The organism is Saprospiraceae bacterium, assembly GCA_016709995.1.
GTDB lineage: Bacteria > Bacteroidota > Bacteroidia > Chitinophagales > Saprospiraceae > JADJLQ01.
Genome location: JADJLQ010000001.1, coordinates 3,133,821 through 3,144,961, shown reverse-complemented (window position 1 = coordinate 3,144,961; position 11,141 = coordinate 3,133,821). Strand labels below are relative to the sequence as shown.

Sequence of the window (11,141 nt, the reverse complement as noted above, 5' to 3'; positions counted from 1 at the left end):
AAGTTTCCAAAGATTCGACGAAGGTGGATTTTATCCGGATAAATATCAATAGAAACAGGCTGGAATTATAGGTATTGGCATTAACTTGTTGAAATCTATGGCAGATCATCCAGCGCTGATGCATTTCCAATCGATTGAGTAAGAAATACCGAGATTAATTCTATTGATTTTATTGCCGGATTTCTACTGCATATTAGATTGATTGGTATACATTTGCATCCAAAAATACATTTTAATGAAAAAATTAGCTTTTCTTGCCACTCTTTTAATACTTGGACTTTCATTTACTTCCTGTGAGGGTAAAAAAGGTGATGATTCGTCCGATAAAGCTGCTGCAACAGCACCAGCAGCTCCTGCAGCTAATGATGCAGTCGCGTCTGCTGAGGCTCCAATCAATCTGGAAGGCAAAAAAACCTTTGAAACCTATTGTATCCTATGTCATGGAGCGGATGGCAAGCTGGGACTCAACGGATCTAAGGATCTGTCCATCTCGACCATTTCACTGGAAGAGCGCATCACGCAAGTGACTAATGGCAAAGGACTTATGACTCCATTCAAAGAGATTTTGACTGAAGCGGAGATCAAAGCGGTTGCTGAATATACCTTGTCCTTAAAAAAATAACATGGCTGGTGAAACCTATCATGTCATAGGTTTACTGTCAGGGTCTTCTCTGGATGGTGCAGATATTGCCTTGCTAAGATTTGAGGTAGACAGACATGATCCGAAGTTACTTTTAGATTGGAGCATAGTCGATGCAGTGACCGTACCATATGATGGATCCTGGTCTCAGCGACTAAAAAATCTTCCTACTGGATCGGCCAGAGAATTGGTAATAGCAGATACCTCTCTGGGACATTATTACGGGGATTTGATCAATACTTTTGTCAAAGAGATTGCTCCTTCCCAAAAAATAGATTTGATTGCATCACATGGACATACCATTTTCCATTTTCCGGATCTAAAGACTACTACTCAAATCGGTGACGGAGCTGCCATATTGAGTAAGACAGGTATAGATACTGTCACTCAATTGCGCAGTGTAGATGTGGCATTTGGGGGACAAGGTGCGCCGCTTGCTCCATTAGGCGATCAGTTTCTATTCCCGGGGTATACGTATTACTTGAATCTTGGAGGCATCGCCAATATCACTACCCATATTGAAAAAGAAATCATTGCTTTCGATATCTGTACTTGCAATCAGATCTTTAATGGTCTGGCTGCTTTGGTTGGAAAGGCGTATGACCACAATGGTGAAATGGCATCCAGGGGTCAAGTCAATCAGAGTTTATTGACTTTATTGCAATCGGATGAATATCATGCACTGCCCTATCCTAAATCTTTGGATAATACCTGGTCGCAGACTCATCAGGTGATTCCTGCTATCGAGTTTGAGGATTCTATAGAAAATAAATTGTGCACCGGCGTAGAATTCGTGGCAATAGAACTCTCCAAAGCATGCTCTCTATTAAAAGCTCGTCAGCCTCCAAAGTCTCGCAGTATTTATGTGACCGGAGGTGGCGCTTTGAATCAATATTTGATCTCCAGGATGAAATATCATTGTGCAGATCTAGAGTTTGTGCTGCCTTCTAAACAGCTCATAGAATATAAAGAGGTGAGTTTTATTGCCTTGGCAGGGCTCTGGAGAATACTGGGTATGCCCAACCTTTATGCCTCTGTGACCGGCGCCCCGATAGATACTGTCAATGGGGCCATGTACTCCAATCATCCTCAGACTTATCCCTAATGAGTCTCAACATATTTGTCACCGGAGGCACCGGTTTCGTCGGCTACTACATCGTCAGGAGACTACTGAGTGCCGGACATCAAATCACCGTATTGGCAAGAAAAGAAAATATTAAAGCCAGGGAATTACAAACGATCGATCCGGGTGTACGAGTGGTCTATGGAGATATCTCAGACTTTGATCTTTTGACAGAGATCTGCCTGGGTCAGGATGTCATCGTTCATGCAGCAGCTATAGTTTCATTTGACCCCTCTATCAAAAAACATATTTTGCAGACCAATGTGGACGGGACCATCCATCTGGTTAATGCCGCCCTGGCCGCTTCAGTCAAAAAATTTATTTACATCAGCTCTATATCCACCTTAAGTCATTCTATAGACGATCATCATTATAAGGAGACCATACCGTGGAATCCCAAAATAAACCACTCGGTGTATGCACTCTCCAAACATGCTGCTGAGATGGAAGTTTGGCGGGGATCTGCCGAAGGTCTGGAAGTAGGCATCTTAAACCCATCAGTGGTGTTGGGTAGATGGGATTCAACACATCACTCCATGCAGCTGTTTGAAAAAATGAAAAAAAGTATTGCCTTCTACCCTTCCGGGAGTACTGGTTGGGTGGATGTACGTGATGTGGCTGAGTCAGTTCATTTGTATTTGGAAAAATGCCTGGTGAACGAGCAGATCATCATCAATGGACACAATGTATCTTATAGGGAGGTGATGAATAAGATAGCAAAAGCTTTTGGGAAAAAGTCGCCGAGGTATGCACTTTCCAAAAGGGTAGCCTCCGTGATGGGTGGCTTCTATACCTTGTTTAGTAGATGGCCTGGAAATAAAGGATGGTTAAGCTCCGGCATCATTAATTCTTTATATACTCCGCATTTCTTTGACCATTCAAAATCCGATAAGCTCCTGGGGATTCAGTATCATGAGTTAGATGAAACCATTGACTGGGTCATTCAATCAAAGTATTGATTACTTCACTTCGGCGATCATCATACCGTATGCACTTATTTTGAACCATTCCTGGTCAGGCCCAATCACCATCGCCTCTCCTCCCCAATGATCAAATAAGACTTCGCCTTCTTCTGCATGTTCTTTAAAAATATACCAGCTCAGATACAAGGCATGTGCACTAAAATTGAACAAACAAAAGATTTTTTGATCTTGCTCATACCTTAAGAAGGCAGATAAATGAATATTTTCGTTTGGTAGCCAGATTATATTATTGAGGTCAGCAAAAGAGGTAAATTTTTGCCTGATGGATAATAAATGTCTTGTACCATAATAGAGATTGGATTCGATGGTACCGATCTTATGGATTCGATCATTTTTTAACCAATCAATCACTGGTCTATGCATCCATCGGTTATCGTAAGACTTTGACAGATCAGCGAGATAACCATAATCATTAGTATAACCTACCTCGTCTCCGTAAAACAACATGGGCAGACCGCCTATAAAAAAGCTATGGGCTTGCATCAGCAGGATTTTGTCTATAGACCTTTGAATGGCTATGGTGTCATTGGCATCAAATGCTTTCTCCAGGCCACAGAGGGAAGCGAGTGTACCACTTATGCGAGCATCATTGGTACGGGGATTGACAGAAAACAAGGCTCCTGCTGCAGGTGAATCCGCATATGACCCAGCATAATACTCTTGTAAGAACTTTCGATGCAGATATGGATCAAAACCTGACTTGCTGATGTCCTCATCTGAAAAACCGAGTCCAATATCATCGTGACATCGGGTATAAGAAATCCAGGAAGCACCCAGGGGTTTGGAGGACAATTGCAACTGGGCATTGCGCATGATCTGCGTTTTGCCCGTCGCCAAAGCATCCCACTGCAAAGCCATCAAAGTCGCATTGTAGGCAAAATCACATTCCCGGGCCGAATAAGCACCCTCTCCAAAATACTTCATGATTTCCTTAGGCGCTACAATAGCTTCTCCCAGCAAGGTCATGCCCGGAGTGGCGATCTGTACACAGTGCTTTATCAGTCGGAGTATCTCATGTGCCTGAGGCAGATTTTGACAGTTGGTGCCGATTTCTTTCCAGATAAATGCCGGCGCGTCTATACGTAGTATATCTACTCCAAGGTTGGCATAGTATAGTATATGATCAAGCATTTCTACCAATACCCTGGGATTTTTAAAATTAAGGTCCCATTGATAACTGTGAAATACAGTCATCACCCATTGATTGCACTCTTTTATATAGGTAAAACTGCCGGGAGAACTCTCCGGAAAAATTTCCGGCATCGTCTGATCCATCTTATCGGGAATCGTTCTATCCTCATACATGTAATAATATTCCTGATACTTCGATTCGCCCTTTTTGGCCTTTAGAGCCCACTCGTGATGGTGAGAAGTATGATTAAGCACTATATCCAACATGAGGTACATACCTCTTTTATTCATCTCCTCAATTAATAACTCCAGGTCTGCAGATGTTCCAAACCGGGGATCAACTTTTCTAAAATCAGATACAGCATAACCTCCATCACTTTCAGCAGGCGGACTCTGGAATATTGGCATCAGGTGCAACACATTGATGCCAAGGTGCTGTAGGTAGTCCAGCTTGCTGCATATACCTTTAATATCCTTGTTAAAACGATCTACGTAAAGGCTTATCCCTGCTAGGTTATTAGAAAGGTGCCATCCCTTGGATTGGGCTTTGAGTTTGTCCTTTTTATTCAATGCAGCCGCTCTGGAAGAAAATGCCTTAGATATACTTTGATACAACAGATGCCAACACGCTGTTTGGTATGGATGATCATTATACAAAGTATCATAAATCTGCCTGATCTCTATCTGGTGGGAAGCCCACACGTATTCAATATCTACAATAGTATTATCGCCTCGATACAAGGTAGTATTTGGGTCTGTCAACTCTGCGGCGCCTGGCTCAATCATTTATTAAAAAAATCAAAATCTGAAAATGAAAAGCTAAGCTTACTGATCACACATTATCTAAGAAAGGAGCTCAAAATTAATATTAATTCCCAGTTTGTCAGACCCCATTTTATTTCAACCAAATCAAACAATGAAAAAAACAAGATTCTAATATATCTTGTGGTATGAAGATAGATCTTGAGGAGCTCGTCCAAGCGCAAGTGATTGACCAGGAAGCTGCTACCAGGATTACTGACTATTATCAAGCTACCCGTAAAGCTGACCAAAAAAATCATCTCATCAGGTTGGTCTCCATCATCGGTGTGACTATGGTAGGTCTGGGCCTCTTATTGATTGTAGCTTATAACTGGGATCAGATGCCAAAGTCAATAAAACTTTTATTTGCCATACTGCCATTGGCCGGAGCACAAACCAGCGGACTCTTCACTTTAACTAAAAAGAGTACGAGTATTACATGGAAGGAGGTTTCTTCATTGGCCATTCTGTTTGGAGTGGGTATTGCATTGGCTTTGATCACCCAGATCTACCAATTGGACTATGCTCTATCAGTGTATTTGAAATGGTGGATCTTACTTAGTTTGCCGCTGATCTATGTGTTTGATTCGTCTGTGACTTCTTGTGCCATATGGATTGGCATAGCCTGGTATTTGAGTGATAGCCGGTGGACGGACGGTTCATATCATTTGGGTCTGACTCTTGGGATTATTTTAGTCGCAGCGGTCCCTTATGCCTGGAGGTTGATAAAAAAACAAACACCCTATGCCTGGACCTGGCACCACTGGTTAGTTCCTTTGGTATTGATACAGTTTCTTTTCACACTCAATCCTCTGGTATGCAATAAATTGACTTTGATCCACCTGGTCATTTTAATCATGATCTATGATTCGATCAGTGAGACTTTATTTAACGGTTCATTGACCTTGAGCCATGGATATAAGGTGATTTCATTTGTTGGGCTGACTATCATGGGTTTTATGATGTCATTTAAGTTTTTTTGGTTAGGAACGGAGATTACACGGTGGCGTAGTTGCGCAGCCACTACTCATTGGATCATACCGGCTGTATTTGCAGTATTATTGATTGCTGTCTTAGTTTATAAATGGAGTCTTAGAAAAGATATCAAAAGCCATCTCATACCAGGCATCAGCATCTTATTGGTTTTACTGATAGCATCTGCAGAATGGCTTGGGTCCGGCGGACGCATAATTGCCAATCTTTTATTGCTCTCTGGAGCGGGTTATATGATGTACAGAGGGATATTAACCGAACGATTAGCGACACTCAACTTAGGCGTCATCTTATTGGCTATCTGGGTTATCTGCCGATTTTTTGAGTCTGATATTTCCTTCGTCTGGCGCGGGATCATTTTTATTGCACTTGGTCTGTTGTGTTTCTTGTTAAACTTTTCATTGATAAGAAAAAAGAAGTCATGAATGTAAAAAACTGGCCCCTGATATTATTTGTCCTTGGCAGCATATTCCAATGGTATATCCTATCCGGTTGGATCTCAAGATCTGAACAAGTAATCAGCAAAGGCATCTATGCCAAAATACCTTGCAGGCAAGTCGACCCCATCGATCCATTTAGGGGAGCCTATCTAACAGTCAATCCAGACCCGGCTGTTTTTGAGTTCGATGATAGCCTTCAATACATGCAGGGACAAGAGATCTGGGTCAACTACTCTTGTTATACAGATGATGTGTGTTCTTATTACTCTATACAGCAGATCGATCAAAGTCCCGAGATGCCGGTACATCTCCGATGTAAGATATCCTCCGTCTATCCTTATCGCAAAGATGATGCAAGTCATAGCTCGTTCACCGGAACTATCGAATATCCTATCTCGAGATTTTATTTTAATGAAAAATTGTCTGATGATATCACCGACAGATATAATAAAGCTCTGCGGGATACTACTCAAAAGGTCCTGGCAGGCATCTATGTGACAGAAGATGGCCGTGCGATCTTAGAAGGTATATGGCTTGGCGATACCCGATTGACTCAAGCTCAATAGTTTACCCTTCGAATAATTTTGCGATTCCAAAGGCTGCAGCGGCTGCCAAAGCTCCAATAGACATGACTTTTAAAGCTCCAAGCCACGGATTGACACCGGTGATCTTGCTCTTGACATAACCAAATACAAACAAACAGATCAAGGTGGCTACTACAGAATATTTTAAAGCTGTAATAGAATCGTCTATAAAAAAATAAGGGCTGAGTGGAATGATGCCCCCGGCGATATAAGCGAGTCCTATATTCAACGCACTTTTGGTAGCTCTTCTTGGGTCTGGTGCTTCAAGATCGAGCTCATATTTCATCATAAAATCTACCCATCGATCCGGATTTTGAGATATTTCTTCGGTTGCCCTGTTTTGTAACTCTTCGCTCAGTCCCAGGTGAGCAAAAAACTCTTTAGTCTCTTCTATTTCCCTTTGACGCAGATGTTCGATCTCATAATATTCTCTTTTACGTTCACTTTGGTAGTGTTCTTGTTCTGTTTTGCCCGCCAGGTAGCCACCCAGCCCCATAGCGATAGAGCCAGCCGCAATCTCTGCTATACCAGCTATCAGGATGATACTACTGGTGTCTACCGCTCCACTAAGCCCCGCTGCCAGTGCAAATGGAACAGTCAAACCATCACTCATCCCGATTACTACATCAGACAATGCCTGAGAGCTTTTGAGATGTGATTCGACATGAAAGTCATGATGTAGATGAGTATCCATTGAGTAAAGATATTACAATTGGATATGACTTAAGCAAGGCACGGTCAATCTTTTAATCGACTATATTTGCAGAATGTTATTCTTTACAAAAATATTTTACTTCATAAGGATACGATCATAAGCAATAGATATATGGCAATTAAAAAAATTTCGCATCTAAGGAACTCGTATGAAAAAGGTGCCCTTCTGGAAAAAGATGTTTCTGAAGATCCATTTGTACAATTTAAAAAATGGTTTAATCTGCACCTCAAATCAGATGTGGTGGAGCCTACCGCCATGACTTTGGCCACTGCTTCCAAAACTGGCAGACCTTCAGCACGGACAGTCCTGCTCAAAGGATTTGATCTGAAGGATGGGTTTATGTTTTTTACCAACTACCAAAGTAAAAAGGGGACGGATCTCAAGGAAAACCCTTATGCTTCTTTATTGTTTTATTGGGCCTCGACAGAACGGCAGATCAGGATTGAGGGGAAGGTAAAAAAGGTAAGTAGGGATATTTCTGCCAAATATTTCCAGTCAAGACCACTTCCATCACAATTGGGTGCCTGGTCTTCTGAACAAAGCAAAGTCATCCCGAATCGGGCATTTTTGGAGCAGGTCAAAGCAGGCATGGAGTCATATTTTAAAAATAGCAAAACGCTACCCTTACCTCCTTTTTGGGGCGGGTATATGTTAGTGCCCACTTATTTTGAGTTTTGGCAGGGTCGCCAGGATCGCCTGCATGATAGGATCTCTTATAGACTGCATCGCAAAAAATGGATCATGGAGCGACTGGCACCTTAATCACAGACTTAATACCCCAATTAACTACAATGTTTAAAAAAATTTCTGACTTTTTTTACTCAATTTCGACAGGTAGGGCTGTACTTGTCCTGTTTGTAATCTATCTATTATTCAATGCAGTTATATTGCCGTATTGCTCCGAGCGCATCGATCCGGGAGGTACCGTCAAAGTACTTGACCTGGCCTTTGGCTATCATACTCAGGAAGCAAAGCAAGTGCTGGAGGCATTTGGTGAAGAAGGCAGAAAAACCTATTTCTTCGTCGACAGTGTCATCGACATTGCTTATCCTATCATCTATACCTTATTTAATATCCTGCTATTTGGTTTTTTTCTCAGACAGTTTTTTCCAAAAGGGACTAAATACCAATGGATCAATCTTGTACCATTGATCACCATGTTATTTGACTTTGGCGAAAATATCCATATCCTCAGATTAATTCGTCAATATCCTGATCTGCATAGCAGTACGGTCCTGATGGCATCCGTATTGGGTATGATCAAATGGATCCTGGGCATAAGCATTATGCTGTTTAGTGTGTTGTTGTTTATTGCCTGGATGATTAAAAAATATATTCAGCGAAAGACCATATCCTGAGAAATGCTGACATTAATCCCTAATCTAGTCTAATGACCTAGCCCTTTTTTACCTAGGAAAGCCGGTTTTTTGAAGACCTGGTATCAACCGTAAAGCATTTTTATAGTACACTTTTTGCAGCACTTCATCAGACAGATCCAATCCGTACATCCTCCAGAAGGCATGATATCTTTTGTGATAAGGAAAATATTCATCTGCGGTCTCAAGCACTCTAAAATAAGTAGGGAATTCACTGACCACATAAGAATCCTTGCCAAATAAGATCCGATCCTGATATTTGGTGAAAAACGCTTTGGCTTGTCGGGGTTGACGCCCTAGTTCAGCAATCACTGCCCCAATCTCAACATACATATTGGGTTTATCCTCCAGCAGTTCTGCGAGTTTATCCAGATTATTGGGATACCAGCCCATGTGGGCTACGATGAAAGTCGTGTTTTTATGCTTTTTGACTATGTTCATTTGCTCCGTCATGATTTGTTCCCAACTAGCTTCAAAACCTACTCTGGAACGGCCTCCACGGGTTTTGAGCTCGAGCCATCTCTCATTGGTCTCATCTGCAGGCTGCCAGAATGGAGCAGGATCACCGGAGTGTATCAAGATCGGGATCCCCAGACGACCGCATGCATCCCAAACCGGGGCTATACGAGGATCATCTATTTTGATGCGTTTGCCTTGACTATCTTTGTCATCCATGCCCTGGCTTTTATAGATCTTAAGTCCTTTAGCACCATTTTTTACATCATTTTCCAGCGCCTTTACTGTGTTTTCAGCCCAATCAGCATCATCGATACTCCTGATATTGATATTGGCGAATACTACGAATCTGCCTGGCAGATATCGGTTGGCACTGTCCACCATATTTTTTAAATTTTCACCTGTGCCCCCACTTAGATTGACAATGATCTGCATATTCATTTCTGTCATTTCTTTTCCCAATTTTTGGAGATATGCTTTGTCTACCCCTCTGAAGTGGTGGCTATGGACATCTATAAAAGGCATCTTGGCTTTGGTGAGCATATGTTCGGGGACGACCAAAGTAGATGGGGGATCATATTTTTCAAAATCCATGATTTTGTCTGCATTGGATTGAGCCTGGCATAACGAAACCATCAAGACCAAACTAAAGATGGAAAAGTTTGTATTTAACATTATCTAGATTTGTTGTTTAATTTGCTGCTAATATAGGGATTAAACTTTATGCATTCTGAACTACAGAAAATGATACTGGCAGAACACAGTCGGGCTCAAATGGAGCGTATCGTCCGTTGGGTGGGAATGGATGACAAAAAATTGAAGATGTTGATTGAGTTGTTTATGAGTGAAGAGAAGGTCATCAGTCAACGAGCAGGATACCCTTTGTCGGCTATTGGAGAATATTATCCTCAAAGGCTTTCGCCCTATCTGGCTAAATTAATCTATTATGCGCGCACCCCCAATAAACATGACGCTGTCTATCGAAGTATTGCCAGAATATTAGATTACGCTTTAATTCCAAGCCGGCTGCATGGTAAAGCTATGGAACTTTGCTTTGATTGGTTGATGGATACTCATCAAAAAGTCGCTGTGAAGGCATTTGCTCTATCGGTTTTAGGGGATCTGCTAGACCTTTATCCGGAGATCGGGTCAGAGCTCAAAATAATAATTGAAGACCAAATCATCCACCAAACTCCGGCATTTAAATCAAGAGCAAAAAAAATACTGAAAAAACTGGCTTAGACGCTGCTTTCAGCATAATGGAATACCTTTGCATTCCTTTAAATCATTTTTTCTAAAAATATGCACAGCATCTCCACACTCATCAGACAACGAAGAGCTATTTTCCCAAAATCCTATCTTGATAAAGAAATATCAGCAGAGCTAATCACCGAAATACTGGAGAATGCGCACTGGGCTCCCACCCACAAACGCACTGAGCCCTGGCGATTTAAAATATTTCACTCCCTTAAGTCCAGGCAAAATCTTGCAGACTTTATAGCCGATGATTACAAGCAACATACTAATCCTGATCTGTTTTCAGAGGTAAAACAAAATGAAATCTCTGGAAAGCCGCTCCAATCTGCTTGCACCATCGCCATCTGCATGCAGCGTGATCCTGCACAATCCTTGCCGGAATGGGAAGAAATAGCCGCAGTGGCTTGTGCAGTACAAAATATGTGGCTCACTTGCACTGCTTATGATATAGGATCTTATTGGGCCTCTCCGGGATTTATTAATAGGATGGGCTCCTATTTGGACCTGGCAGATGGGGAGAAATGTCTTGGATTGTTTTATATGGGGCATATCGATCCCTCACTTCAGATTCCAGGATTGAGAAGTCCATTAGCCGATAAATTGAGATTTATGAAATGATCATTTTGTGATCACGGTAAATCA

Annotated in this window: 12 protein-coding genes; 9 read left to right on the top strand and 3 right to left on the bottom strand. The window is 41.8% G+C overall.

From position 1 onward, the window contains the following. The first annotated feature begins 235 nt into the window (after positions 1 to 235). From IPJ09_13400 to IPJ09_13390, 3 genes are read left to right on the top strand one after another with little or no spacing between them, the layout of a single operon-like run. Positions 236 to 622: a cytochrome c gene (locus tag IPJ09_13400; protein MBK7372407.1), complete on the top strand. Its 387-nt coding sequence runs from the start codon at positions 236 to 238 to the stop codon at positions 620 to 622. Between the two features lies 1 nt (position 623). After that, complete coding sequence (locus tag IPJ09_13395) at positions 624 to 1,745, top strand: anhydro-N-acetylmuramic acid kinase (GenBank protein ID MBK7372406.1); 1,122 nt, start codon at positions 624 to 626, stop codon at positions 1,743 to 1,745. Further along, positions 1,745 to 2,722 carry an NAD-dependent epimerase/dehydratase family protein gene (locus tag IPJ09_13390; protein ID MBK7372405.1) on the top strand — a complete coding sequence of 326 codons (978 nt, stop codon included), beginning with the start codon at positions 1,745 to 1,747 and terminating at the stop codon, positions 2,720 to 2,722. Before IPJ09_13395 ends, IPJ09_13390 begins: the two co-directional genes overlap by 1 nt. On the opposite strand, the gene IPJ09_13385 is transcribed toward IPJ09_13390, so the two are convergent. Beyond that, on the bottom strand, positions 2,723 to 4,663 hold the full coding sequence (locus tag IPJ09_13385) for an alpha-amylase (GenBank protein ID MBK7372404.1): 1,941 nt from the start codon (positions 4,661 to 4,663) through the stop codon (positions 2,723 to 2,725). It abuts the gene before it with no gap. A gap of 164 nt (positions 4,664 to 4,827) precedes the next feature. On the opposite strand from IPJ09_13385, the gene IPJ09_13380 reads away from it, so the two are divergent. After that, a complete protein-coding gene (locus IPJ09_13380) occupies positions 4,828 to 6,096 on the top strand; it encodes a DUF2157 domain-containing protein (GenBank protein MBK7372403.1) in 1,269 nt (422 codons plus the stop codon). Next, on the top strand, positions 6,093 to 6,677 hold the full coding sequence (locus IPJ09_13375) for a GDYXXLXY domain-containing protein (GenBank protein ID MBK7372402.1): 585 nt from the start codon (positions 6,093 to 6,095) through the stop codon (positions 6,675 to 6,677). The genes IPJ09_13380 and IPJ09_13375 overlap by 4 nt, the downstream gene beginning before the upstream one ends. Before the next feature lies 1 nt (position 6,678). Here the strand turns inward: IPJ09_13375 and IPJ09_13370 are convergent, their stop codons facing one another. Next, positions 6,679 to 7,389, bottom strand: a complete 711-nt coding sequence (locus IPJ09_13370) for a VIT1/CCC1 transporter family protein (GenBank protein MBK7372401.1) — start codon at positions 7,387 to 7,389, stop codon at positions 6,679 to 6,681. 132 nt (positions 7,390 to 7,521) lie between these two features. Between IPJ09_13370 and pdxH the strand changes: the two genes are divergently transcribed. Further along, positions 7,522 to 8,172, top strand: coding sequence for a pyridoxamine 5'-phosphate oxidase (gene pdxH / locus IPJ09_13365; protein MBK7372400.1), 651 nt, complete (start codon positions 7,522 to 7,524; stop codon positions 8,170 to 8,172). 29 nt (positions 8,173 to 8,201) lie between these two features. Beyond that, positions 8,202 to 8,768 (top strand): hypothetical protein, encoded by a 567-nt coding sequence (locus IPJ09_13360; protein ID MBK7372399.1) that lies wholly within the window; start codon positions 8,202 to 8,204, stop codon positions 8,766 to 8,768. A gap of 48 nt (positions 8,769 to 8,816) precedes the next feature. Here IPJ09_13360 and IPJ09_13355 read toward each other — a convergent pair whose 3' ends face one another. Continuing rightward, the gene (locus IPJ09_13355) at positions 8,817 to 9,917 is read right to left on the bottom strand and encodes an amidohydrolase family protein (protein MBK7372398.1); all 1,101 of its coding nucleotides are present in this window, start codon (positions 9,915 to 9,917) and stop codon (positions 8,817 to 8,819) included. Positions 9,918 to 9,965: 48 nt separating this feature from the next. Between IPJ09_13355 and IPJ09_13350 the strand changes: the two genes are divergently transcribed. Further along, positions 9,966 to 10,484, top strand: a complete 519-nt coding sequence (locus IPJ09_13350; GenBank protein ID MBK7372397.1) for a hypothetical protein — start codon at positions 9,966 to 9,968, stop codon at positions 10,482 to 10,484. 60 nt (positions 10,485 to 10,544) lie between these two features. Beyond that, complete coding sequence (locus IPJ09_13345) at positions 10,545 to 11,117, top strand: nitroreductase (GenBank protein MBK7372396.1); 573 nt, start codon at positions 10,545 to 10,547, stop codon at positions 11,115 to 11,117. Positions 11,118 to 11,141: the final 24 nt, after the last annotated feature.

Bases quoted from the DNA above. Each gene is read 5' to 3' on its own strand.
- pdxH (MBK7372400.1), top strand. From the start codon at position 7,522: ATGGCAATTAAAAAAATTTCGCATCTAAGGAACTCGTATGAAAAAGGT.
- IPJ09_13385 (MBK7372404.1), bottom strand. From the start codon at position 4,663: ATGATTGAGCCAGGCGCCGCAGAGTTGACAGACCCAAATACTACCTTG.
- IPJ09_13400 (MBK7372407.1), top strand. From the start codon at position 236: ATGAAAAAATTAGCTTTTCTTGCCACTCTTTTAATACTTGGACTTTCA.
- IPJ09_13355 (MBK7372398.1), bottom strand. From the start codon at position 9,917: ATGTTAAATACAAACTTTTCCATCTTTAGTTTGGTCTTGATGGTTTCG.
- IPJ09_13370 (MBK7372401.1), bottom strand. From the start codon at position 7,389: ATGGATACTCATCTACATCATGACTTTCATGTCGAATCACATCTCAAA.
- IPJ09_13350 (MBK7372397.1), top strand. From the start codon at position 9,966: ATGCATTCTGAACTACAGAAAATGATACTGGCAGAACACAGTCGGGCT.
- IPJ09_13375 (MBK7372402.1), top strand. From the start codon at position 6,093: ATGAATGTAAAAAACTGGCCCCTGATATTATTTGTCCTTGGCAGCATA.
- IPJ09_13380 (MBK7372403.1), top strand. From the start codon at position 4,828: ATGAAGATAGATCTTGAGGAGCTCGTCCAAGCGCAAGTGATTGACCAG.
- IPJ09_13390 (MBK7372405.1), top strand. From the start codon at position 1,745: ATGAGTCTCAACATATTTGTCACCGGAGGCACCGGTTTCGTCGGCTAC.
- IPJ09_13345 (MBK7372396.1), top strand. From the start codon at position 10,545: ATGCACAGCATCTCCACACTCATCAGACAACGAAGAGCTATTTTCCCA.
- IPJ09_13360 (MBK7372399.1), top strand. From the start codon at position 8,202: ATGTTTAAAAAAATTTCTGACTTTTTTTACTCAATTTCGACAGGTAGG.
- IPJ09_13395 (MBK7372406.1), top strand. From the start codon at position 624: ATGGCTGGTGAAACCTATCATGTCATAGGTTTACTGTCAGGGTCTTCT.